This window comes from Halomonas sp. ANAO-440 (assembly GCF_019915905.1).
Classification (GTDB): Bacteria; Pseudomonadota; Gammaproteobacteria; order Pseudomonadales; family Halomonadaceae; genus Halomonas; species Halomonas chromatireducens.
The window spans coordinates 193,950-218,308 of sequence record NZ_JAHXBV010000001.1; the positions used below are offsets into that span (position 1 = coordinate 193,950).

20 protein-coding genes are annotated in these 24,359 nt (G+C 62.6%); 13 read left to right on the forward strand and 7 right to left on the reverse strand.

Going from position 1 to position 24,359, the window contains the following annotated elements; translation table 11 throughout:
* The first annotated feature begins 70 nt into the window (after positions 1 to 70).
* Complete coding sequence (locus tag KZO25_RS00880; RefSeq protein ID WP_066445587.1) at positions 71 to 655, forward strand: anthranilate synthase component II; 585 nt, start codon at positions 71 to 73, stop codon at positions 653 to 655.
* 33 nt (positions 656 to 688) lie between these two features.
* The gene (gene trpD, locus KZO25_RS00885; RefSeq protein ID WP_066445590.1) at positions 689 to 1,708 is read left to right on the forward strand and encodes an anthranilate phosphoribosyltransferase; all 1,020 of its coding nucleotides are present in this window, start codon (positions 689 to 691) and stop codon (positions 1,706 to 1,708) included.
* A 50-nt stretch (positions 1,709 to 1,758) separates the two neighbouring features.
* Here trpD and KZO25_RS00890 read toward each other — a convergent pair whose 3' ends face one another.
* On the reverse strand, positions 1,759 to 2,526 hold the full coding sequence (locus KZO25_RS00890) for a 4'-phosphopantetheinyl transferase (protein WP_223135532.1): 768 nt from the start codon (positions 2,524 to 2,526) through the stop codon (positions 1,759 to 1,761).
* 210 nt (positions 2,527 to 2,736) lie between these two features.
* Between KZO25_RS00890 and trpC the strand changes: the two genes are divergently transcribed.
* Positions 2,737 to 3,546, forward strand: a complete 810-nt coding sequence (trpC, locus tag KZO25_RS00895) for an indole-3-glycerol phosphate synthase TrpC (protein WP_223135533.1) — start codon at positions 2,737 to 2,739, stop codon at positions 3,544 to 3,546.
* 181 nt (positions 3,547 to 3,727) lie between these two features.
* A complete protein-coding gene (locus KZO25_RS00900) occupies positions 3,728 to 4,234 on the forward strand; it encodes a hypothetical protein (protein ID WP_223135534.1) in 507 nt (168 codons plus the stop codon).
* A 56-nt stretch (positions 4,235 to 4,290) separates the two neighbouring features.
* On the opposite strand, the gene KZO25_RS00905 is transcribed toward KZO25_RS00900, so the two are convergent.
* Both KZO25_RS00905 and KZO25_RS00910 read right to left on the reverse strand, forming a co-directional pair.
* Positions 4,291 to 4,491 (reverse strand): DUF2905 domain-containing protein, encoded by a 201-nt coding sequence (locus KZO25_RS00905; RefSeq protein ID WP_223135535.1) that lies wholly within the window; start codon positions 4,489 to 4,491, stop codon positions 4,291 to 4,293.
* An 88-nt stretch (positions 4,492 to 4,579) separates the two neighbouring features.
* Positions 4,580 to 7,837 carry an FAD-binding and (Fe-S)-binding domain-containing protein gene (locus KZO25_RS00910; RefSeq protein WP_223135536.1) on the reverse strand — a complete coding sequence of 1,086 codons (3,258 nt, stop codon included), beginning with the start codon at positions 7,835 to 7,837 and terminating at the stop codon, positions 4,580 to 4,582.
* 179 nt (positions 7,838 to 8,016) lie between these two features.
* On the opposite strand from KZO25_RS00910, the gene serS reads away from it, so the two are divergent.
* Positions 8,017 to 9,294 carry a serine--tRNA ligase gene (serS, locus tag KZO25_RS00915; protein ID WP_223135537.1) on the forward strand — a complete coding sequence of 426 codons (1,278 nt, stop codon included), beginning with the start codon at positions 8,017 to 8,019 and terminating at the stop codon, positions 9,292 to 9,294.
* Between the two features lie 163 nt (positions 9,295 to 9,457).
* Here the strand turns inward: serS and KZO25_RS00920 are convergent, their stop codons facing one another.
* Positions 9,458 to 10,231: an SIMPL domain-containing protein gene (locus KZO25_RS00920; protein WP_223135538.1), complete on the reverse strand. Its 774-nt coding sequence runs from the start codon at positions 10,229 to 10,231 to the stop codon at positions 9,458 to 9,460.
* A gap of 215 nt (positions 10,232 to 10,446) precedes the next feature.
* Here KZO25_RS00920 and KZO25_RS00925 point away from each other — a divergent pair, with 215 nt between their 5' ends.
* On the forward strand, positions 10,447 to 11,556 hold the full coding sequence (locus tag KZO25_RS00925; protein WP_066445624.1) for an AI-2E family transporter: 1,110 nt from the start codon (positions 10,447 to 10,449) through the stop codon (positions 11,554 to 11,556).
* Between the two features lie 115 nt (positions 11,557 to 11,671).
* On the opposite strand, the gene trxA is transcribed toward KZO25_RS00925, so the two are convergent.
* Positions 11,672 to 11,995 (reverse strand): thioredoxin, encoded by a 324-nt coding sequence (gene trxA / locus KZO25_RS00930; protein ID WP_043515801.1) that lies wholly within the window; start codon positions 11,993 to 11,995, stop codon positions 11,672 to 11,674.
* Positions 11,996 to 12,200: 205 nt separating this feature from the next.
* Here trxA and cysB point away from each other — a divergent pair, with 205 nt between their 5' ends.
* Complete coding sequence (cysB, locus tag KZO25_RS00935) at positions 12,201 to 13,172, forward strand: HTH-type transcriptional regulator CysB (protein WP_066446143.1); 972 nt, start codon at positions 12,201 to 12,203, stop codon at positions 13,170 to 13,172.
* Between the two features lie 42 nt (positions 13,173 to 13,214).
* Here cysB and KZO25_RS00940 read toward each other — a convergent pair whose 3' ends face one another.
* Both KZO25_RS00940 and pabB read right to left on the reverse strand, forming a co-directional pair.
* Positions 13,215 to 13,835 carry a phosphoadenosine phosphosulfate reductase family protein gene (locus KZO25_RS00940; RefSeq protein ID WP_223135539.1) on the reverse strand — a complete coding sequence of 207 codons (621 nt, stop codon included), beginning with the start codon at positions 13,833 to 13,835 and terminating at the stop codon, positions 13,215 to 13,217.
* A gap of 115 nt (positions 13,836 to 13,950) precedes the next feature.
* On the reverse strand, positions 13,951 to 15,321 hold the full coding sequence (gene pabB / locus KZO25_RS00945) for an aminodeoxychorismate synthase component I (protein ID WP_223135540.1): 1,371 nt from the start codon (positions 15,319 to 15,321) through the stop codon (positions 13,951 to 13,953).
* Between the two features lie 237 nt (positions 15,322 to 15,558).
* Here pabB and KZO25_RS00950 point away from each other — a divergent pair, with 237 nt between their 5' ends.
* The 6 genes from KZO25_RS00950 (at position 15,559) to prpD (ending at position 24,084) form a co-directional block, all read left to right on the forward strand.
* Positions 15,559 to 16,269 carry a GntR family transcriptional regulator gene (locus KZO25_RS00950; protein WP_066450693.1) on the forward strand — a complete coding sequence of 237 codons (711 nt, stop codon included), beginning with the start codon at positions 15,559 to 15,561 and terminating at the stop codon, positions 16,267 to 16,269.
* A gap of 55 nt (positions 16,270 to 16,324) precedes the next feature.
* The gene (prpB, locus tag KZO25_RS00955; RefSeq protein ID WP_066450697.1) at positions 16,325 to 17,209 is read left to right on the forward strand and encodes a methylisocitrate lyase; all 885 of its coding nucleotides are present in this window, start codon (positions 16,325 to 16,327) and stop codon (positions 17,207 to 17,209) included.
* Between the two features lie 125 nt (positions 17,210 to 17,334).
* On the forward strand, positions 17,335 to 18,462 hold the full coding sequence (prpC, locus tag KZO25_RS00960; protein WP_066450703.1) for a 2-methylcitrate synthase: 1,128 nt from the start codon (positions 17,335 to 17,337) through the stop codon (positions 18,460 to 18,462).
* 111 nt (positions 18,463 to 18,573) lie between these two features.
* Positions 18,574 to 21,189: a Fe/S-dependent 2-methylisocitrate dehydratase AcnD gene (acnD, locus tag KZO25_RS00965; protein WP_223135541.1), complete on the forward strand. Its 2,616-nt coding sequence runs from the start codon at positions 18,574 to 18,576 to the stop codon at positions 21,187 to 21,189.
* 93 nt (positions 21,190 to 21,282) lie between these two features.
* Positions 21,283 to 22,488, forward strand: coding sequence for a 2-methylaconitate cis-trans isomerase PrpF (prpF, locus tag KZO25_RS00970; RefSeq protein WP_223135542.1), 1,206 nt, complete (start codon positions 21,283 to 21,285; stop codon positions 22,486 to 22,488).
* 111 nt (positions 22,489 to 22,599) lie between these two features.
* Positions 22,600 to 24,084 carry a 2-methylcitrate dehydratase gene (gene prpD, locus KZO25_RS00975; protein ID WP_223135543.1) on the forward strand — a complete coding sequence of 495 codons (1,485 nt, stop codon included), beginning with the start codon at positions 22,600 to 22,602 and terminating at the stop codon, positions 24,082 to 24,084.
* Positions 24,085 to 24,359 lie beyond the last annotated feature (275 nt).

Genomic DNA, 24,359 nt, shown 5'->3' on the forward strand with positions numbered 1-24,359 from the left:
GACGCATTCGATCTGGGTAACCTCTGCCTGGCCACTGGTCAGCTGCAATAGAACAGGACTCTATACCGCCATGTCCGTGCTGATGATCGACAACTACGACAGCTTCACTTTCAATGTGGTGCAGTATCTGGGTGAACTGGGGGCCGACGTGGTCACCCATCGCAACGATGCCATCACCCTGGAAGAGATCGAGGCGCTTGCACCCAGCCACCTGGTCATTTCCCCCGGACCCTGCACGCCCAACGAGGCAGGCATTTCCATGGCGGCAATTCGCCATTTTGCCGGTCGCCTGCCGATTCTCGGTATCTGCCTGGGCCATCAGGCGATCGGCCAGGTCTATGGCGGCGAGGTCGTGCGGGCACCCCAGGTGATGCACGGCAAGACCTCCCGGATCCATCACCATGGCCAGGGTGTCTTCGAAGGGCTGGATGATCCGCTGGAGGTGACCCGCTATCACTCCCTCGTGGTGGCGGCCGACAGCCTGCCCGAGTGTATCGAGGTAACCGCCTGGACCGACGAGGACGACGTGACGCCGGGTTTGATCATGGGCCTGCGTCATCGCCAACTGGACATCGAAGGGGTGCAGTTCCACCCTGAGTCGATCCTTACCCGCCAGGGGCATGAGCTGCTGGCCAACTTCCTGAAGCGTCGCTGATCCGCGCCCGACAGAGACAGAGGAGTTTCCTCCATGCAGATGCGAGAGGCCATTGGCGCGGTGATGCGCCGCGAGAACCTGAGCTTCGACGAGACTCACTCGGTGATGCAGCAGATCATGACCGGCGAGGCTACCGATGCCCAGATAGGCGGCCTGCTGGTTGGTTTGGCCATGAAAGGTGAGACCGCCGAAGAGATCGGCGCGGCGGCCCAGGTCATGCGTGAGCTCATGAAGCGGGTCAGGGTCTCGGCCGAGAACGTTGTCGATATCGTCGGTACCGGCGGGGATGGCGCCAACCTGTTCAATGTGTCGACCGCCGCCAGTTTCGTGGCTGCCGCCGGTGGCGCCCATGTGGCCAAGCACGGCAATCGCAGCGTATCGTCCTCTTCCGGCAGCGCCGACCTCTTCGACGTGGCGGGTATCCACCTGGATCTGAAGCCGGACCAGGTAGGGCGCTGTATCGAACAGGTGGGCGTCGGTTTCATGTTTGCCCCCAACCATCATCCGGCCATGCGCTTTGCTGTCGGGCCGCGCCGGGAAATGGGCGTGCGCACCCTGTTCAATATCCTGGGGCCCCTCACCAACCCCGCCGGCGCTCCCAATCAGCTGCTGGGTGTCTACTCACCAGAGCTGGTTCCACTGATGGCCGAGGTACTGCAGTATCTCGGCAGCCGCCATGTCATGGTGGTACACGCCGAGGATGGGCTGGACGAGATCTCGCTGGCCGCACCGACCCAGGTGGCAGAGCTGAAGGATGGCGTGATCCGCCGCTACACGATCACCCCCGAGGAGCTGGGTATCGAGCGTCATGACATGACGTCGCTCAAGGTGGTCAGCGCCGAGGACAGCCTGCGCCTGGTCCGCGAGGCTCTGGTGGGTGAGGGGCTGGCGGCGGACATCGTCGCACTCAATGCCGGCGCTGCGCTCTACTGCGCGGATATTGCCGACACGCTGAAAGAGGGCGTGATGATGGCCCAGGATGCCCAGGCCTCCAAATTACCATTGGAGAAAATGAAGGAACTGGCCGATTTCACCCGTGTTCTGCTTCCCTGATGGCCCGGCGAAGCCCGGGGGAATGAGGCGTGTCAGAGGGTGAGATGTGCTCAAGTGCCGAATGAGTCGTGGACACGGGCGGGCAGTGATACCAGGCTGAGAAGGCGACCTTCATGCAGGCAGGCTTCGCCGACGACCTCGCGCCCGGCCGTCCAGCCAGAGCCCAGGTTGTTGAGCAAGCGCAGGCGAGCTGCGCCGACGCCGTGCCAAGACACCAGCTCGGCGGCTTGGAAGTGGAACATCTGGCCCACCACCGGATAGAGGGCCTTGAACAGGCTCTCCTTGAGGGAAAAGGTCGCGGTAACCATCAGGCCAGCCTCTGACTCGGGTAACCGCTCGAGGCGAGCAACCTCCTCTGGGGTAAGCACGCGCCTGGCCAGGCGAAGGGCCTGGGCTGCATCCAGCAGCCGCTCGGCGTCCAGGCCGAGCCCCAGATAGGCCTGCCTGGGGGCAACCAGCGCAGCGGCCCAGCCATCGTTATGGGTAATGGCGCCTACGCAGTCAACAGGCCAGCAGGGGGATCGGTCTTCGTTCATGCCTGGCGTCGCGTTCCGGCCGTCCAGGAGCCATAGAGCTCGCCTTGCGCACAGGCGCCCGGCAATGAACTCGGCGCGCCGCTTGGCGATGGCGCCTTGCAGAGGGGGAGGCAGGGCGATGCCCTCGTAGCTGGAGCCAGAATCGGAGAGATCGCGCCCGGCTCCCTGCTTGCCAATACGCGTGGGATCGAAGCGTGTGGCGACCAGGCGAACGCCCGGCAGCGGCGAGGCCCAGGGCCAAACGCTGGTGAAGGCCTCATGAAATGTCGGCGTGGTTTCCATCGGTGGATTCTGGCACGTGCCCCCCGTTGCCGCCAGCGCACACCGGTGACTGTGCTTGGATGGAGAAGAGGCCCGGGTGATGGGGGGGCAGAAGAGCGCGCAGGCAGCCGACTTGGGCAGTCTCTCTTTCAATGTCGCGTGGGTGATAGGTAAGATAGTCCGCCTACCGGCTTTATCCGCGGCCAGTGCCGCCCGCAATGAGACATCACCATGAGCCCGACGCAGGACGCACCCCCTACCATCCTGACCCGCATCCTGGCCCGCAAGGACGAGGAAGTCGCCGAGCGGCAGCGTGCCGTGCCGGAGGCCGAGCTATTGGCGCTGGCCGAGCGGCAGGAGGCCCCCCGCGGCTTCATTGCAGCGCTGACCCAGAACATCGATGAGGGCGACCCGGCAGTGATCGCCGAGATCAAGAAGGCCTCCCCCTCACGGGGTGTCATCCGTGAAGATTTCCAGCCCGGTGAGATCGCCAGACAATATGCCGTCGGTGGTGCCTCTTGCCTCTCGGTACTCACCGATGCCGACTTCTTCCAGGGCCATGAAGACTTCCTTGTCGAGGCACGCGAGGCTTGTGATCTGCCGGTGATTCGAAAGGACTTCATCATTCACGGCTATCAGGTCAGCGAAGCACGCGCTATTGGCGCGGACTGTATCCTGCTGATCGTTGCCGCCCTGGATGACGCTCGCATGGCCGATCTATACCAGCAGGCGGTGCTGCTGGGCATGGATGTGCTGGTGGAAGTGCATGACGTGCATGAGCTGGAGCGCGCGCTCAAGTTGGGAATCGACCTGGTGGGCATCAATAACCGCAATCTGCACACCTTCGAGACTCGCCTGGAAACCACGCTGGACATGCTGGGGCATATCCCGGCGGGCGTCACCGTGGTGACCGAGTCCGGCATCAATACCCGCAGTGACATGTTGCGCATGCGCGAGTACGACGTAAATGGTTTCCTCGTCGGCGAGGCCTTCATGCGCGAAGATGACCCCGGCGAAGCGCTGAGGCGACTTTTCTTCTAAGCCATTTTTATACCAACCATAAGGGCAGCCACCACGCTGCTCTATATGGTTGGTGAGCTACCACTCACTCGCTGATCCCCCTGACAACGCCAATTTGCCATGCTCGCCAATAGCGTTGATGAGCCAATGCTCGACAATTTTGCGGGCATCTCTCCCTGCGGATAATATGAAAGGGTCACTGATGAAGAAGTTAATTGCTGGCATCTTGGTGCTGTTGTTGCTGCCTAATCCAGCGTTATCAGCGGAGCTTTGGGGGCCTGCCAGTGCTGGGATGACGATTAAAGAGGTAATGCGTGTCATTGATGACGCTTACCGTTTAGACGAAGAAGAGGGAGGTCGCCTGGCGACCCGTGCGGTTGAAGCCGTGCGCCGAGATGACGTCGAGCTGGCGGACGAGACCTTCACACAGCGTTTTTTCTTTCTTAATGGTCAGCTTTCTCAAGTGACATTGAAGCTGAATAACACGCGTGATTTCGATTCCATGCTGGCGTTGGTTGATTCATTGACGGAAATAATGCGCGATCGATATGGACAAGAAGTCGATTCAGAAATGATACAGGCAGGTGCCATGCGACAAGCGAAAGTGGGCTGGATCGACGGCAATCGAAAGATAAGAATCTTCTTGATGTCCATGGGGGAGGACGATTCGCTGCTGAATGTGAATTACCAAGCATACTTTGGTGGTTGATTTTAGACTCACACAGGAGCTGCCTCTCACGGCGAATCAAGGCGTTGCAGGGCAGGTCACCTGCTCGATAGCCACATGATCAGCGAGAGCACCACGCTGATCAGGATCATTGTCGTAATGGGGAAATAGAACGAAAAGCTCTCTCGGCGAATCACAATGTCGCCGGGCAGTTGGCCGAGGGGTAGCTTGGAGAGCCAGGGCCAGAGCAGCCCTATGGCAACGCTGCAAAGGCCGATAATGATCAGGGTGCGGGACATACTGCCTCCTGTTCGTAACTGGCTGGTCGATGGAGGCCAGCGAGTCAGCCCGCCGACCTCTCTGTTTGCCTCTGCTTTACCTGTTGATTTACCAACTTAACTGGCGCAGCTGGTTCAGCAGCCCCTGGAGTGGGTGGGGCAAGCCGGTGTCTGAAAGTCGCTTCGCCTGGCTGCGACAGGAGTAGCCAGTAGCCAGCAGCCTGCCGGGGCTGGCTTCGTCTTCCACGACTGGCTGCCACGACTGGGCATAGATGGTCTTCGAGGTCTCCAGGTTGCGCGCTTCGTGCCCGTAGGTGCCGGACATGCCGCAGCAACCGGTACTGAGCAACTCTAGTTCGAAGCCAAAGGCGGCGAATACCTGCTGCCACGCCTTGGGACTGCCGGGGGCGTTGCTCTTCTCGGTGCAGTGGGACAGCAGCCGGTAACCGGGATCAGCCAGGGCTTCCAACTGCTGGCTCAGCCCCGGCGGCACCAGTCGCTGGCCCTGAGCCACCAGCCATTCCTGTAGCATCAGCACCTCGGGTACGCTATCGGGCGCGAGTGCCTTCACGTACTCCTGGCGGTAGGTCAGGGTCATGGCCGGGTCGATGCCCACCAGCGGCACGCCGAACTCGGCCAGTGCACGAAGCCGGCGGGCCTGTTTTTCGGCGGTGCGCGTGAAGGCGCCCATGAAGCCCTGCACATTCAGCGGCTTGCCGTTGGGCGAATAGGGGGCGACGAACACCCGGATGTCCAGGCGCGAGAGTAGCTCGACGATATCGAGCGCCACATCGGCCTCAAAGAAGCTGGTGAAGGCGTCCTGCACAATGACCACGCTTCGGGCCTTCTGCGCTTCGGTCAGAAGCCCTAGAGAAATCGGCGTGGCTTCGCTAATCCCCCAGGCTGCCAGCTGCTGCTTCAGTCTCGCCCGGGATAGCCGTGGGCTGTCGACCATGCCGATGGGGCCGGCCAATAGTCGCTCGACCAGGCGGGTGTTCAGTGCGGCGTTGTACAGCGGTGCGACCGATGCCAGTGCCGGCGCGAAGAACTCGAGGCCGCCAATCAGGTAGTCGCGCACAGGACGCAGGTAGCGACCGTGGTAGGCTTCGAGGAAGAGCGAGCGCGATTCGGGTACGTTGACCTTCACCGGACACTGGCCAGCGCAGGACTTGCACGCCAGGCAGCCGGCCATGGCGTCATAGACTTCATGGGAGAAGTCGGCCTCCTCACGGCGCTTGACGGTATTGCGTATTCGGGCCGGCAGGCGCTTGAGAAACCCCAGGGAGCCTTCGGCGCGCTGCTGGTGTGCCTGTTCCACCAGGTCGATGCCGGCGTTGCCCTGCAGGCGCAGCCACTCGCGGATCAGACTGGCACGGCCCTTGGGCGAATGGACGCGGTCGCGGGTGGCCTTCCACGAGGGGCACATGGCGTCATTGGGGTCGTAGTTGTAGCAGGCGCCGTTGCCGTTGCAGTACACCGTGGCGGCATGGGATTGCCACACACGTTCGTCGATCTGGCGATCGAGCTGGCCTCGGGTGGGCACACCATCGATTGCCAGCAGGCCCGGGTCGATCAGCTTGACCGGCTGCGCCTCGACCGCTTCGGGCGAGATATCAAATGCCTCCTCAGAGGGCTCGGCCGGGGTATCAAGCGCCTTTCCCGCGGGTTCGGGCGGGATCAACATAGGCGTGGCGATCTTGCCGGGATTGAGCTGATTGTGAGGGTCGAAAGCGGCCTTGACCCGCTGCAGGCTGGGGTAAAGCTCGCCGAAGAATTTTGGTGCGTACTCCGAGCGTACCCCCTTGCCGTGCTCGCCCCACAGCAGCCCGCCGTACTTGTGGGTCAGTTCGGCGACTTCATCGGAGATCTCTCGAATCAGTTGTTCCTGGACGGGGTCCTTCATGTCGATGGCCGGGCGCACGTGCAGCACGCCGGCGTCCACATGGCCGAACATGCCGTATGCCAGGCCGCGGGCATCGAGCAGGACGCGGAACTCGGCGATATAGTCCGCCAGCCTTTCCGGCGGCACCGCGGTATCCTCGACGAAGGGAATCGGGCGCTTCTCGCCCTTTTCATCGACCCTGGCATTGCCCAGCAGGCCTACGGCGCGCTTGCGCATGCCGTAGACTTTCTGGATCTGGGGGCGGCCCTCGGCCAGTGTGTAGCCCAGGCGCGGCACGCTTGCATCCGCTTCCAGATGGCGACAGAAGGCAGCGACACGCTCGGTGAGCCGCTTGGGGTCGTCGTCGTTGAACTCGACCAGGTTGATGCCACGAATGGCTGCGGCTTGCTGCGTTGTGGTGGCGGTGTTGCTGTCCTCGGCGCTATCCGCGCTGGGAAAGAACTCGGCCACGCTGTCCCAGACGAAGTCCTCCATGGCCAGCGTCAGCACCTTGTCGTCCACCGTCTCGATGGAGGTGGGCTTGGCTGCGGAAGCCATCAGTGCCTTGGCATCGCGCAGGGCGTCCATGAAGCCGGCGTAGCGCACGTTGACCAGGGTCGAGTGCTTCGGAATCGGTAGTACGTTGAGCACGGCCTCGTTGAGGAAACCCAGCGAACCTTCCGAGCCGCACAGCAGGCTGTTCATGTCGAGGCGACCTTCCGCATCTCTCAAGTGCGCCAGATCATAGCCCGTCAGGCAGCGGTTGAGTGGCGGGAACTTGGCAGCGATCAGCTTTACCTGGTCATCGATGATCTCCCGGGCGGTGCGGTAGGCGTTGCCGATCACCCCGCTGTGGTGGCACAGCGTCTCCAGTTCGGCCTCGGCGATGGGACGGCTTAGCAGGCGTTCACCGCCCAGCAGTACGGTGTCGAGCTCGAGTACGTGATCGCGTGTCTTGCCATACTCGCAGCTGCCCTGGCCGCTGGCGTCGGTGGAGATCATGCCGCCGATGGTGGCGCGGTTGGAGGTGGAGAGATCCGGTGCGAAAAACAGCCCGTGGGGTCTCAACGCGGCATTGAGCTGGTCCTTGACCACCCCGGCCTGGACCCTTGCCCGGCGGTTCTCGACGTCGATCTCCAGTATCTGGTTCATGTGTCGGGAGACATCCACCACCAGGCCGTCGGTGAGCGACTGGCCGTTGGTGCCGGTGCCGCCACCCCGGGGTGTCAGCACGACCTGGCGGTGCGCCGCTTCGCCGGCCAGGCGGGCGATCAGCTCGAGATCCGCGGCGTGGCGCGGAAACAGCACTGCCTGTGGCAGGCGCTGGTAGATCGAGTTATCGGTGGCCTGCACCGTGCGGCTGGCATAGTCCGGGGCGATGTCGCCCTCGAAGCCCCGCGCCTTGAGTACGTCGAGAAAGCGTAGGTAGCGGGCGTCGAGGCCGGCAAGGGTGCTCGATTGAGCGGTGTCCAGTCGTGAGATCATGGTGTCGTATTCGGTCGTTTTCGCTGTCGCGGCGTGGCCGGACAGGTAGAAGGGATGCCGCTACTTTACCCCGAGAGAGCGGTGGTGCGCATCCCGGCAAACGGCTGTTGCATGGCACACGGCCGCCCTTTTGCCTACAATGGGCGGCCGATTTCACCCAATGCGACGGACTGGATTCCATGCTCGATCCCAAACTGCTGCGCAGCGACCTCGAGATGGTCGCACAACGACTGGCCAAGCGTGGCTTCACGCTCGACACTACGCGACTCGAGGCGTTGGAGTCCCGGCGCCGTGAGATCCAGACCGAGACCGAGACCCTGCAAAACGAGCGCAACACCCGCTCCAAGTCGATCGGCCAGGCCAAGGCCCAGGGCGAGGATATCCAGCCGCTGCTGGCCGAGGTCAGCGACCTGGGCGATCGGCTCGATGCGGCCAAGGCTCGGCTTGCCGAGGTGCAGGCGGAATGGGACGAGCTGATCAGCGGCCTGCCCAATCTGCCCCACGAGAGCGTGCCGGAGGGTGAGAGCGAAGAGGAAAACGTCGAACTGCATCGCTGGGGCACACCCAAGACCTACGACTTCACGGTGAGGGATCACGTGGATCTGGGCGGCCTCCTGGGCAACCTCGACTTCGAGCTGGCAACCAAGCTGACCGGCGCCCGTTTCGCGGTGATGCGCGGCTCCATCGCCCGCCTGCATCGCGCCCTGACCCAGTTCATGCTCGACAAGCAGACCCTGGAGCATGGCTACGAGGAGTGCTACGTCCCCTTTATGGTCAACGAGGCGTCGCTGTACGGCACCGGCCAGCTGCCCAAGTTCGGCGAGGATCTCTTCCGGCTGGACGACGAGCGGGGCTATCACCTGATTCCCACCGCGGAAGTGCCGCTGACCAACTTCGCCCGAGACGAGATCCTGCCTCACAAGGCGCTGCCGGTGAAGCTCACCGCCCATACGCCGTGCTTCCGCAGCGAGGCGGGCTCCCATGGCCGCGACACCCGGGGCATGATTCGCCAGCACCAGTTCGACAAGGTCGAGATGGTGCAGATGGTCGAGCCCGAGCAGAGCTATGCGGCGCTGGAAGAGATGCGCGGCCATGCCGAAGCGATCCTGCAGGCACTCGAGCTGCCCTACCGGGTGGTGACCCTGTGCACCGGAGACATGGGTTTCGGTGCGGCCAAGACCTATGACCTGGAAGTATGGCTGCCCAGCCAGGAGACCTATCGCGAGATATCCTCGGTCTCCAACTGCGAGGACTTCCAGGCGCGGCGCATGCAGGCGCGCTTCCGCCACCCCGAGCAGAAGAAGCCGCAGCTGCTGCACACCCTCAACGGTTCCGGCCTGGCGGTGGGGCGCTGCCTGATCGCGGTGATGGAGAACCACCAGAACACCGACGGCTCGATCACCGTGCCCGAGGCGTTGCGGCCCTTCATGGGCGGCGTCGAGACAATTAACATCTAGAAACCTGTCGCACTTGACGCTGATCTACTGCGAGATCCGAAGTCAAATTCCTCGCGACGATCGGTCAAATCCGACAGGCGCCTAGGCATACGGCCGTATGCTTGGTGCGGCAAATGAAACACCCCACCGATTGGCATCGATGGGGTGTTTTCGTTTGGGCTTATTACTCCGGTTCGATCGTCCAGCTGACGCTGACCCCGGCGTCGATGGTGACGGTGCCGGGGCGATACTCCGCCTGGGGCGCACTTTCACGCATATCGGCACTCATGGCCATCATGCGCGGGGCGAAGATCGGCGACTGGGTCTCGCTCACAGTGATCACCGGCCCCAGCGTCACACCCAGGGTGGAGGCCATCAACTCGGCCTTGTGGCGCGCCTTCTCCAGCGCCATTACCAGCGCTTCATCGGTGGCGGCGTCGCGGTCGGCGAGGTCGTACATCATGCCGTCCAGGGCATTGACCCCGGCTTCGGTCAGTGCATCGAGCAACAGGGGCAGGCGCTCCAGGTCGGCCACCTTCACCTGGAAGGGGCGTTCGAGGCGCGTTCGTACCAGAGTTTCACGCTCGCCGTCACTGGTTCGGGCGCCGGGGAGGTATTCGGGCTGGACGTTCAGCGAACCGGCACTGATCGCATCACGCTCGACACCGGCCTCCTCCAGGGTGCGAATCAGCATGGCGGCGCGCTCCTCGAGTCGGTCACGTGCCTCTCGCAATGCGGCGGGATCAGAGGTGGATTCCTCGTCCCGGGCCACAGCCGGAGTTCGCTCCCATAGTCTGGCATTGAGCGTGGCGCGGTCAGGCACCACTTCCAGTTGGGCCTCGGCCTGGACATCGAGCCGCGAGCGAATGTCATCGGCGTGTACGGCCATGGCGCTGAAAGGAGTCATGGCGACCAGTGCGCCTGCCAACAGGCAGGTTGAGAGAAGTGAACGGGGCATGAAGCCTCCTTGCCGCGGTGCTGTAGGGATGAGCGTGCCAGGGTAATTGATGAGTGACGCTGTTCGATTCGAGATGCGGCGGCGAGTAAGGTTCCGTAGCAGCGCAGATTATGTCGAGTGTCCGCGTTCAGCGGGTACCCGCCTGGTGAACGGGCCATTTGTGTCGCCGCCCCACAGGCGCCATGATGACTACACACGCCAGACAGGGACAGGTCATGCTTCGCCGCAACAGTGACTCGAATTACAGCTATCCTCTCACGCTGACGCTGGCCTTGGCTGCACTGGTGATCATCATTGCCGGCATCAGGGCAGGAGCTGACTTGATCGTGCCTTTGCTATTGGCACTGTTCATTGCGGTGATCTGCACCGCTCCGGTGAACTGGTTGCATCGTTGGGGGGTGAGCCTGCGTCTGGCGGTCCTGATCACCCTGCTGGTGATCGGTGGCTTCCTCTCCCTGGTCGGGCTGCTGGTAGTCAATTCCTTCAGCACTTTCATTCAGGCGCTGCCCGGAATCGAGTCGCGGCTCTACGAGCGCTATCTGGATCTTCTCGACAGCATGGCTTCCATGGGTCTGGCCATCGACCCCGACCTGTTGGCGGGGTTGGTGGAAGTCGAGGACGGCAGCGCCTGGCTGCCTACCCTGCTGGGTGGGCTGGGAAACCTGTTCGTGCAGAGCGTCCTGATAGCGCTGCTGGTAATCTTCATGCTGTACGAGACGCTCAATTTTCGTGCCAAGGTTTCCCTGGCGCTGGATGATCCGGCTCCTAGCCTGCAGCGTTTCGAGGAGTTCAGCCAGACGCTCAAGCGCTACCTGGCGGTCAAGACGGTCATCAGCCTGGTGACCGGTGTGCTGGCCTGGCTGGCCTGCGTGGTAATGGGAGTGGACTTCCCGTTGCTTTGGGGGGTCTTGGCCTTTGCCCTCAACTATATCCCCAACATCGGCTCGGCGCTGGCCGCCTTCCCCCCCGTACTGCTGCTGCTGGTGTCACAGCACGGTGGGGTGGCGGATGCCTTCATGCTGGCGATGGCCTATCTGGTGATCAACTTCACACTCGGCAACCTGGTGGAGCCGCGAATGATGGGACGGGCATTGGGGTTGTCGACTCTTGTTGCCTTCCTGTCGCTGGTGGTGTGGGGGTGGATGCTGGGTGTGGTGGGCATGCTGCTGTCGGTGGTGCTGACCATGACGCTGAAGATAGCCCTGGACAGCCACCCCGAGACGCGCTGGATTGCTTATCTGCTGGGGCCTGGAAAAGAGCCGGTCGTCGCCGCGAAAGGCTTCGGGGAGGAGCCGAGCGTTTCCGAGCGCGACGAGATCACCTGACCGAAGTGATTCGTTTGAAGCCATTTGCTCGAAGCTATCTGACCGACGTTGTCTGAGCCGGACACGATTCGCCCCGGCCAGGCCGGGGCGAAGGGGAACGGGGCTCCGCCTGGAGTCAGGCGTTCTGATCGATGAACTGTGCCAGCTGTGACTTGGATTGGGCACCGACCAGCGAGGCGACCTTGGAGCCCGACTTGAACAGCATGACGGTGGGAACGCCACGAACGCCCTGTTCGGCGGCGATTTCCGGGGCGTCATCGACATTGATGCTGACTACCTTGAGATTGCCGGAACGCTCCTCGGCAACCTCGTCGATCACCGGTGCCATGACCTTGCAGGGGCCACACCAGGGGGCCCAGAACTTCAGCAGCACGGGTTGGTCTGCCTTCAGGACTTCCTGCTCGAAGTTGGCATTGGTGACATCGACGTTGTTGGCCATGTGATTCTCCAGTTACGTTGCGCTGCATCGAGCGGGTCGAAATGACACGCCAGGGCGTGTCCGGTCGGCTGATGTTAGCGGTCGACCGGGTCGCTGGCAAATGGGATCAGTGGCGGTTTTCTTTTATGCCATTTAGTGCTTACATGGTGCTGTTTTATTCTCGGCTGTGAAATGGCCCGCTGGGCGGTAGAGGGGGAGGCATAAGATGAAACTTCAGCAGCTGCGCTATGTATGGGAAGTGACCCGCCACAATCTCAATGTCTCGGCTACGGCACAGAGCCTCTATACCTCACAGCCGGGCATCTCCAAGCAGATCCGCCTGCTGGAGGATGAGCTGGGTGTCGAGATATTTGCCCGCAGCGGCAAGCATCTGACCCGAGTCACCCCGGCGGGGCAGGCCATCGTCGATCTGGCAGGCCAGGTGTTGCGGCTGGCCGAGAACATCAAGCAGGTGGCCCAGGAGCACAGCGATGAGCGGCGTGGAAGCCTCTCCATCGCCACGACTCATACCCAGGCACGCTATGCGCTGCCACCGGTCATTGGCGAGTTCACCCGCAAATATCCCGACGTGGCGCTGCACATGCAGCAGGGCACGCCCAAGCAGATCGCACAGATGGTCAGCGATGGCCAGGCCGACTTCGCCATCTGTACCGAGGCGCTGGAACTGTTCAACGATCTGGTGCTCCTGCCGTGCTATCGCTGGAATCGTTGTGTGCTGGTTCCACGTGGCCACCCGCTGGCAGAGTCCGGTGAGCTGACCCTGGAGCGCCTGGCCGAGCAGCCGTTGGTGACTTACGTCTTCGGCTTCACCGGTCGTTCCCAACTGGACGATGCCTTCCGGGCCAGAGGGCTTTCCCCCAATGTGGTACTGACGGCGGCCGATGCCGATGTGATCAAGACCTATGTCCGCCTGGGCCTGGGTGTGGGCATCGTGGCGCACATGGCGGTGGATCCCGAACTGGATGACGACCTGGTCGCAGTCGAGGCAGGGCACCTGTTCGAGAGCTCCGTCACCAAGATCGGTATTCGTCGCGGCACTTTCATGCGCGGCTACATGTATGAATTCGTCAAGGGCTTTGCCGGCCATCTCGAGCGTGACCTGGTCGATGCCGCCCTGGCGGCAGGACCACGCCACGAAGATGGCCTGTTCAAGGATATCGAGCTACCGGTTCGCTAGGCCGTGTTCAAAACCGATGCCCTCGGCTAGCGGTCAACGCACTCAATGTTGCAAGTGCAGGCCGCATTCGCGTTTCTCATCCACTTTGGTGGGGTCGAAATAGTCGAAGTTGTCGGGCAGGTCATGGTCCAGTAGATAGTTGTACATATCCTTGGCGCTCCAGTGCAGCAACGGCGATACCTTCAGCAGGCCATCGGCATTGCGGCTTACGGGTGCCATGAGAGCCCGTTCGGGGGTGTCTTCGGCACGCAGTGCCGTGAACCAGACATCCGGTGCCATTTCACTCAATGCACGTTCGAAAGGCTCCAGCTTCACCTCCCGGGTGAAGGCCTCGTGGCGCGGGTCTTCGATGCCCGGCATTGGGCCTTCCACGGCTTCGCGGTGTGCCCGGGAGCGTCGCGGCAGGTAGCTGACCAGATTGAGGTCGAGGCGCTTGACCAGTTCGTCGGCAAAGCGATAGGTGGCCTCTGTGTTGTAGCCGTTGTCCATCCAGACGATGGGAATCGATGGCATATGGCGCGTCACCATATGCAGGATGACGGCTTCGAAGGGGCGGAAGTTGGTGGTGCAGATGGGCCGCTTGCCCTGCTCCAGTGCCCAGCGAATGAGAGCATCGGGTTCATTGCCGTGTTCGGCATTGATCACGTCGAGGGGTGAGGCCATGGGAGACTCCAGTGTCTTTGAGTGTCGTTGGCCACACCCTACCAAAGCCTGCAGATTCGCCCCCAATACCATTTCATTGGATAGATATATCCAAAAGATCAAAAAAATGCACCTGTTATTCCAAGTTGTGCTGAGGCTCGGCAGTCAGCGCTGTCATCAGGTGCCGAATCTTGTCCAGCGTCTCGGTGTACTCGTCATTCACGTCGGAATCCGCCACCAGTCCACCACCGCCCCATAGATGCAGTCTGCCGGCATCGGCGACCGCGGTGCGAATGGCGATGGACGTGTCCATGCGCCCGCGAACATCCACATAGCCCAGGCTGCCGCAGTAGACACTGCGCCTGCTGGGCTCCAGCTCATCGATGATCTGCATGGCGCGGACCTTGGGTGCCCCGGTAATCGAGCCGCCGGGAAAAGCCGCTGCCAGCAGGTCGAGCGGGCGCTTTCCGGCGGCCAGCTCACCACACACGATGCTGACCAGGTGGTGAACGTTGGCGTAGCTTTCCAGCCCGCAGAGCTGGGGGACCCTGACGCTGCCCGGGCGGCATACCCGGCCCAGGTCGTTGCGCAGCAGGTCGACGATCATCACGTTCTCGGCGCGGTCCTTGAGGCTGATGGAGAGTGCCTCGGCCAGGCGGAGGTCCTCTTCCGGCGTCGCTCCGCGTGGGCGGGTGCCCTTGATCGGGCGGGTCTCGACGAGGCCCTCTTCATCGCACAGCAGGAAGCGCTCGGGCGAGAGCGAGAGGATGGCCTGCTCATCCCAGGCCAGATAGCCGGAAAAGGGGGTCGGTGTGGCAAGCCGAAGGCGCTGGTAGGCCGCCCACAGGTCGCCGGCGAAGGGCGCGCTGAAGCGCTGGGCCAGGTTGATCTGATAGCAGTCACCCGCGCGAATATAGTCCTGAACGGCGGAAAATCGCCGTGCATAGCCTTCGCGGTCGAGCTCGCCTTCGAAGGGGGCCAGTAGCCGGAACTGGCCTCCCGATACCGGCAGCGCATTGAGCCACTCCATGACCAGGCCCCGGCGCTGTGCACTGGCGACCAGCCAGGTTTCGCCGGCGTCATGATCCTGGATGAGCGCCCAGTCATAGAGGCCGACGCGGCTGGCTGGCAGGTCCACCACCTGCTGTGAACGGCCCCCGACGGGCTCCAGGCAGCGGCCCAGGTCATAGCCCCAGTAGCCTATCAATCCCCCGAGAAAGGGCAGATCGCTGTCGGGAAGCTCGAGCGCGAGGCTGTCCAGCAGGGCCTGCTGGGCGGAGAACGGGTCTTCCTCATCCATGCCTTCGACGCCGCCGCTCAGGTTGCCGTGGTCGTCGATCGACAGCACTGTCAGCGGGTCGCTGCTCATGATGTCATAGCGCCCGCCGGGCGCGATGGGGCGCCCGCTGTCCAGCAGTACGGCTCCCGGGCGCTGGCGCAGGGCGGAAAAATAACCCAGCGGATCGTCTCGGTAGGGAAGGGGGGTTATCTCGAGTCGTATGGTCATTGCCGGGGCCTTTCGGAACAGGCGACCCATTCTAGGGTTCAGGCGGCGTTTTGTCCCATGGCGTGATGCAACGCCTGCGGGTATTGCCATCAACGCTGGCATGGATTGTCGACAGCCGGCTTTGAAAAATCCATGTTGTCTACAACCAAAGACGTAGCTACTTGGCCTTGTCCCGTGGTTGACCGGGGCGCAGCCAATGTCTAAAGTCTCTTCATCATTTAATTGTCGACAATTGCTATGAACTCAATCGTACCAGAACAGACCGCTCCTGAGGTTCGCACCCTGGCCGAACGGGTTTTTCATGAGCTGCAGGATGCCATTGTTCGTGGCGAGCTGGCGCCGGGCAGCAAGATAACCGAGCCAGGCCTGTCCAAGGCCTATGGCATCTCCCGTGGTCCGCTGCGCGAGGCCATGCGACGGCTGGAAGCGCATCGCCTCATCGAACGGGTGCCCCATGTCGGTGCTCGCGTGGTCAAGCTGTCGATGAAGGAGCTGTTGGAGCTGTTCGATGTCCGGGAGGCGCTTGAAAGCATGGCGGCTCGCCTGGCCGCGGAACACATGAGCGCCGAGGAAATCGCCGGCCTTCGTGAAGTGCTGGCTCTTCATGAGCGTCAGGCCGATCTCAAGAGCGGGGAGGCCTACTATCAGCGCGAAGGCGATCTGGATTTTCATTACCGTATCGTCCTTGGCAGCCACAATCGCATGTTGATGACGATGCTGTGCGATGACCTCTATTACCTGGTGCGGCTATACCGTACCCAATTCAGCGCCAGCGGGACACGACCGCACCGAGCCTTCGTCGAACACCATCGTATTGTCGATGCCATCGAGGCCGGGGACGCCGAGCTGGCCGAGCTGCTGATGCGTCGTCACGTCAGCGCCTCGCGGGCCAATGTGGTTGACCGCTACGCCACGATTCTCACACAGCAAGCTGAGGCGACCAACTGAGGCCGGCTGGACCTATTCCGTACATTGATAGCCAGAAACATAGAGGAACCTTGTCATGACTCGATCCACACCCGGTGCGCGTTTTCGTGCCGCCCTGGAGGCCAACCGGCCTCTGCCGATCGTCGGCACCATCAATGCCTATACTGCCATGATGGCCGAGCGGGTGGGGCATCAGGCGATCTACCTCTCCGGTGGTGGCGTGGCTAACGCCTCTTTCGGTCTGCCCGACCTGGGCATGACCACCATGAACGACGTGGTGGCGGATGCCCACCGCATCTGCGGGGCCACGGACCTGCCGCTGCTGGTCGACATCGATACCGGCTGGGGGGGCGCCTTCAACATCGCCCGTACCGTCAAGGAGATGCAGCGTGCCGGTGTCGCCGCCGTGCATATCGAGGATCAGGTAGCCCAGAAACGCTGCGGCCACCGTCCCAACAAGGCGATCGTCTCCCAGGAGGAGATGGTGGACCGCGTCAAGGCGGCCGCCGACGCGAAGGTCGATCCGGATTTCTACCTGATAGCCCGCACCGACGCCTTCCAGAAGGATGGCCTGGATGCGGCCATCGAGCGGGCCAGCGCCTGTATCGAAGCCGGTGCCGATGCCATCTTCGCCGAAGCGGTGCATACCCTGGATGACTACCGTGCCTTCTGCGAGCGGGTCGATGCGCCGATCCTGGCCAACATCACCGAATTCGGCGCTACGCCGTTGTTCAGCCAGCAGGAGCTCGGCGAGGTGGGCTGTCGCATGGTGCTCTATCCTCTGTCGGCGTTCCGCGCCATGAACGCCGCTGCGCTGAAGGTCTACCAGAGCATCCACGACAACGGTCACCAGCGCGATGTGGTCGAGCTGATGCAGACCCGTGACGAACTCTACGACTTCCTCAATTATCACAGCTTCGAGCAGAAGCTGGACGCGCTGTTCGAGAAGGGCGGCGAGTGAAGGGAGCGCCATAACGCAAGGCGAAGCATCCCGGTGGCGTCACTCGGAGGCTCGGTTCCCGGCCTGGTGGCGTGGCGCCCATCACATATAAAAGACGCAAGACCGACTAATACAGGAGACGCGACATGTCAGATAAACCCGTCAGCAGTACCGGCCTGCGCGGCCAGAGCGCCGGCACCACGGCACTGTGCACCGTCGGCAAGACCGGCTCGGGCCTGACCTACCGTGGCTTTGACGTCAAGGAACTGGCCGAGAAGGCGCGCTTCGAGGAAGTGGCCTACCTGCTGCTCAAGGGCAAGCTGCCGAACCAGGCCGAACTCGATGCCTATATCACCAAGCTCAAGGGCCTGCGTGGCCTGCCTGAGGCGCTCAAGGCCGTACTCGAGCAGATTCCGGCCAATGCCCATCCCATGGATGTGATGCGTACCGGTGCCTCCATGCTGGGCAACCTCGAGACCGAGCAGAACTTTGACGAACAGCAGGATGTCTCCGACCGGCTGCTGGCGGTGCTGCCCTCGATCATCTGTTACTGGTATCGCTACTCCCACGACGGGGTACGCATCGAGACCGAAACCGACGACGAGTCGGTGGGCGCCCACTTCCTCCACCTGCTGCGTGGTGAAGCGCCTTCCGAACTGCACGCCCGCGTGATGAATGTCTCGCTGATCCTCTATGCGGAGCATGAGTTCAATGCTTCGACCTTCACCGCGCGCGTCTGTGCTTCGACCCTCTCCGACATGCACTCCTGCGTGACAGGTGCCATCGGCTCCCTGCGCGGTCCGCTGCATGGCGGTGCCAACGAGGCGGCCATGGACATGATCGAGAACTGGAAGTCGCCGGAAGAGGCCGAGCGCGAAATCATGGGCATGCTCGAGCGCAAGGAGAAGATCATGGGCTTCGGGCACGCGATCTACCGCGAGTCCGATCCGCGTAACGCCATCATCAAGGAGTGGTCGGAGAAGTTGGCCCAGGATGTGGGCGACACCGTGCTCTATCCAGTCTCCGTGCGGGTCGAGGACGTCATGTGGCGCGAGAAGAAGCTGTTCTGCAACGCGGATTTCTTCCACGCCAGCGCCTATCATTTCATGGACATCCCCACCAAGCTGTTCACACCGATTTTCGTCTGCTCGCGTGTGACTGGCTGGTGCGCCCATGTCTTTGAGCAGCGGGCCAACAATCGCATTATCCGACCCAGCGCTGACTATATCGGCCCCGAGAAGAGCGAGTGGGTGCCTATCGAACAGCGCGACTGATCTGCGCAAGTGGCGGCGGCCTCCCCACGGCCGTCGCCTTGTCCCTCTTAGCAGAGGTGGGCGAATGCCCATCCAGCGCCTCTGAGCCCGACTCGACGGATGCCCGACGCCATGAATACCGACTATCGCAAACCCCTGCCCGGCACTGACCTGGATTATTTTGACGTGCGCACCGCCGTCGATGCGATCCAGCCCGGTGCCTATGACACGCTGCCCTACACCTCGCGGGTGCTGGCCGAAAACCTGGTGCGCCGCTGCGACCCCGCGATGCTGACGGATTCGCTGAAGCAGCTGATCGAGCGCAAGCGCGATCTGGATTTTCCCTGGTATCCGGCTCGGGTGGTGTGCCATGACATCCTCGGCCAGACGGCGCTCGTCGACCTGGCCGGCCTGCGCGATGCCATTGCCGCCAAGGGTGGAGACCCGGCCAAGGTCAACCCGGTGGTGCCGACCCAGCTGATCGTCGACCACTCGCTGGCCGTGGAGCATGCCGGTTTCGAGAAGGATGCCTTCGAGAAGAACCGCGCCATCGAGGATCGGCGCAACGACGACCGCTTCCACTTCATCAACTGGACCAAGACCGCCTTCGAGAATGTGGATGTGATCCCCCCCGGCAACGGCATCATGCACCAGATCAACCTGGAGAAGATGTCGCCGGTGGTGCAGGTTCGCTCCGACGAGAAGGGAAGACGTGTCGCCTTCGTCGATACCTGTGTCGGTACCGACAGCCACACGCCAATGGTCGATGCCCTGGGCGTGATCTCCGTCGGTGTGGGTGGCCTGGAAGCCGAGAGCGTGATGCTGGGGCGTGCCTCCTACATGCGTCTACCGGATATCATCGGTGTCGAGCTGACCGGCAAGCTGCAGCCGGGCATCACCAGTACCGACATGGTGCTGGCGCTGACCGAGTTCCTGCGTCGCGAGCGGGTTGTGGGTGCCTACCTGGAGTTCTACGGTGAAGGGGCCTCGAGCCTGACCGTGGGCGACCGGGCCACCATCTCCAACATGACACCGGAATACGGCGCCACCGCCGCCATGTTCTATATCGATGAGCAGACCATCGACTACCTCAGGCTGACCGGTCGCGAGGACGACCAGGTCGCCCTGGTGGAGCGCTTCGCCAAGGAGACCGGCCTGTGGGCGGACAGCCTGGAAAAGGCCGAATATGAGCGGGTTTTGACCTTCGACCTCTCCTCGGTACCCCGTACCCTGGCCGGTCCCTCCAATCCCCATGCCCTGCTGCCCACCTCGGAACTGGCGTCCCGTGGCATCAGCGGCACGGTGGAAAACGAGGCGGGAAAGATGCCCGATGGGGCGGTGATCATCGCTGCCATCACCAGCTGCACCAACACCAGCAACCCGCGCAACATGGTGGCCGCGGGCCTGATCGCCCGTAACGCCAACAAGCTGGGACTGACCCGCAAGCCCTGGGTGAAGTCCTCCCTGGCGCCGGGCTCCAAGACGGTCAAGATGTACCTGGAAGAGGCCAGGCTGTTGCCCGAGCTGGAAGACCTCGGCTTCGGCGTGGTGGCCTTTGCCTGCACCACCTGCAACGGCATGAGCGGCGCCCTGGACCCGGTGATCCAGCAGGAGATCGTCGACCGCGACCTCTATGCCACGGCGGTGCTGTCGGGTAACCGCAACTTCGACGGCCGGATCCACCCCTACGCCAAGCAGGCCTTCCTGGCTTCGCCTCCGCTGGTGGTGGCCTATGCCATTGCAGGCACCATTCGCTTCGACATCGAGAAGGACGCGCTGGGCTTCGACCAGGATGGCAAGCCCATCACGCTGAAGGATATCTGGCCCAGCGATGAAGAGATCGATGCCATCGTCAAGGCCAGCGTGAAGCCCGAGCAGTTCCGCGAGACCTATATCCCGATGTTCGATGTGGACAAGGGCGCGCGGGCCCAGGTGAGCCCGCTCTACGACTGGCGGCCCCAGAGCACCTATATCCGCCGTCCGCCCTACTGGGAGGGTGCCCTGGCCGGCGAGCTTTCGCTCAAGGGCATGCGTCCCCTGGCGGTACTCGGCGACAACATCACCACCGATCACCTGTCACCGTCGAATGCCATCATGATGGACAGTGCGGCGGGTGAGTACCTGCACAAGATGGGCGTGCCGGAGGAGGACTTCAACTCCTACGCCACCCATCGGGGCGACCACCTCACGGCCCAGCGCGCCACCTTCGCCAATCCCAAGCTGCTCAACGAGATGGTGCAGGAGAACGGTGCGGTGAAGCAGGGGTCGCTGGCGCGGGTCGAGCCGGAAGGCAAGGTCACCCGCATGTGGGAGGCGATCGAGACCTACATGGAGCGCAAGCAGCCACTGATTATCATCGCCGGTGCCGACTACGGCCAGGGCTCTTCCCGTGACTGGGCGGCCAAGGGCGTGCGTCTGGCCGGGGTGGAGGCCATCGCCGCGGAAGGCTTCGAGCGTATTCACCGTACCAACCTGATCGGCATGGGGGTGCTGCCGCTGCAGTTCGAAGCGGGTACCACGCGCAAGACGCTGGCTATCGACGGCACCGAGACCTTCGATGTGGTGGGCGAACCGAGGCCCCGTGCCACCCTGACGCTGGTGATCAACCGCAGGAACGGCGAGCGCGTGGAAGTGCCGGTGACCTGCCGTCTCGATACCGCCGAGGAGCTCTCGATCTTCGAGGCCGGCGGCGTGCTGCAGCGCTTCGCCAAGGACTTCCTCGAGTCCGAGGTCGAAGCGGTCGGCTGAGCGTTGACAGTCTGACGGACCCTATCGACCCGGCCCCAAACAAGGTCCGGGTCGATCTGTCTCTACCCTCACTTTCTCAAGGAAGCGCTGTTCATGGCACATGCTCCCCAGGCTCATGTTTCACAGATCAGAATCCCCGCCACCTATATGCGTGGAGGTACCAGCAAGGGGGTGTTCTTTCGCCTGCAGGATCTCCCCGAAGCGGCCCAGGCCCCCGGCGCGGCGCGGGACAGGCTCTTGATGCGGGTGATCGGCAGCCCCGATCCCTACCAGAAGCAGATCGACGGCATGGGGGCGGCGACCTCCAGTACCAGCAAGACGGTGATCCTGTCGAAGAGCACCCAGCCGGACCACGATGTCGACTACCTGTTCGGCCAGGTATCCATCGACAAGGCTTTCGTCGACTGGAGCGGCAACTGCGGCAACCTGTCGGCGGCGGTGGGGCCCTTCGCCATCAGCAACGGCCTGGTGGACCCGGCACGGGTACCGCACAACGGCATCGCCACGGTGCGCATCTGGCAGGCCAATATTCGCAAGACCATCATCGCCGAGGTACCGATGACCGACGGCGCCGTGCAGGAGACCGGTGACTTCGAACTCGACGGCGTCACCTTTCCGGCGGCGGAAGTGCCGGTGGCGTTCATGGACCCGGCCGACGGTGAAGGCGCGATGTTCCCTACCGGCAACCTGGTGGACGATCTCGAGGTGCCGGCTGACGTGGTGAAAGGGGGCGTACTGAAGGCGACCCTGATCAACGCCGGCATCCCGACTATCTTCATCAACGCGGAGGCCATCGGCTACACTGGCAATGAGCTACAGGACGCCATCAACGGTGACCCCGATGCGCTGGCGATGTTCGAGACGATTCGCGCCCATGGTGCGGTGCGCATGGGGCTTATCCAGCATATCGACGAGGCTGCCAGCCGCCAGCACACACCGAAGGTGGCCTTCGTCGCCAAGCCGGTGGACTACATCGCCTCCAGCGGCAAGGCGGTCAAGGCCAGCGATGTGGATCTGCTGGTGCGTGCGCTCTCCATGGGCAAGCTGCACCACGCCATGATGGGCACGGCCGCCGTTGCTATCGGTGCCGCCGCGGCGATACCGGGAACGCTGGTCAACCTTGCGGCGGGCGGCGGGGATCGTACCTCGGTGCACTTCGGCCACCCCTCGGGCACCCTGCGGGTTGGCGCCGAAGCCACGCGCGTGGGTGACGACTGGGCGGTGACCAAGGCGATCATGAGCCGCAGCGCACGGGTGCTGATGGAAGGCCATATACGGGTGCCCGGCGACAGCTTCTAGAAAGCATGGACTTATTGCTGAAAGACTACATTGAAGAACGCCCCGGGTCGCAGGACCCGGGGCGTTTTCTATAGTGAAGGCATGGATTCAACGTCGAAACAGGAGACCATCATGAGCAGCACCGTGGAAGCCAATGTGCGCCCGGACTACGACATCGAGCTGCAGAAAATTGCCGACTATGTTCTCGACTACCGGGTCGATAGCGCCGAAGCCTGGGATACGGCCCGCAACTGCCTGATGGATACGCTGGGGTGCGGCCTGTTGGCCCTTCGTTTTCCTGAGTGCACCAAACACCTGGGCCCGCTCGTCGAAGGCACCATGGTGCCCCACGGCGCTCGGGTGCCGGGCACATCCTATCGCCTCGACCCGGTCAAGGCGGCCTGGGATATCGGCTGTATCGTGCGCTGGCTCGACTACAACGATACCTGGCTGGCCGCCGAGTGGGGGCACCCCTCCGACAACCTGGGGGGCATCCTGGCGGTGGCGGATCATCTCTCTCAGAAACGCGTTTCCATGGGTGAGGCGCCGCTCACCATGCGCGACGTACTCGAAGCCATGATCATGGCCCATGAGATCCAGGGTGTCCTTGCGCTGGACAACTCCTTCAATCGCGTCGGTCTCGATCATGTGGTGCTGGTGAAAGTGGCCTCTACTGCTGTGACAGCCAGGATGATGGGTGCCGATCGGGAGCAGATACTCTCTGCACTGTCCCACGCCTGGGTCGATGGCCAGAGCCTGCGTACCTATCGTCATGCCCCCAACGCCGGGTCGCGAAAAAGCTGGGCCGCCGGCGACGCCACCTCCCGCGGGGTGCGCCTTGCCGATATCGCCCTGCGCGGCGAGATGGGCGTGCCGGGAGCGCTGTCCGCCCCGCAGTGGGGTTTCTATGACGTGCTGTTCAGCCATACCAACAAGGACCTGGCGACCAAGCCGGAAGAGGAGCGCAAGTTCACCTTCCAGCGTGACTTCGGCAGCTATGTCATGGAAAACGTGCTGTTCAAGATCTCCTTTCCGGCCGAATTCCATGCCCAGACCGCCTGCGAAGCCGCCGTGACCCTGCATCCGCAGGTGAAGGATCGACTGGGTGAAATCGACAGGATCGTACTGACCACCCACGATTCGGCGATCCGCATCATCTCCAAGTCCGGCGCCCTGGCGAACCCGGCCGACCGTGACCACTGTCTGCAATACATGACCGCCGTGCCGCTCTCCTTCGGTAGTCTGGTGGCCGAGCATTATGAGGACGACTTCCACGCGGCGCATCCCATCATCGATGAGCTGCGCGCCAAGATGGAGGTGGTCGAGGACCCGCGCTATTCACGCGACTATCACGACCCCGAGAAGCGCTCGATAGCAAACGCCATCCAGGTCTTATTCAAGGATGGCAGTGCCACCGACAAGGTTGAGGTCGAGTACCCGATCGGGCACCGTCGGCGTCGCTCCGAAGGCATCACCGTGCTGGAGGAGAAGTTCAGGCGCAATCTGGCCACGCGGTTCCCTCCGGGGCGTACCGCTCGGATATTCGAGCTGTGTCGCGACCAGCCTCGGCTCGAAAAGACCGCGGTGCATCAGTTCGTCGACCTGTGGGTGATCTGACCGACAATGCTGCTGCGCTGCATTTCCACCGGGTCGTCGAAAGACTTGATGATGGTCATGGAAGGCTCCGGCAGAGTGGACTATAGTTTTTTGACGGCCAGGGGTTGTGCGCGGCTCCGGTAATGAGTAAAGTACGCATCCGCTACCGGCAACGGGCAAACGTTACCGGCGGTGGAAGTGGAGAAAGTGCTTGTTTCTGTTTGGTTTTTCGGATCGGCTGGTGAGGTTCGCGATTGACAGAAGCGCCGGAGACGGTAGAATGCACGCCACGCTGA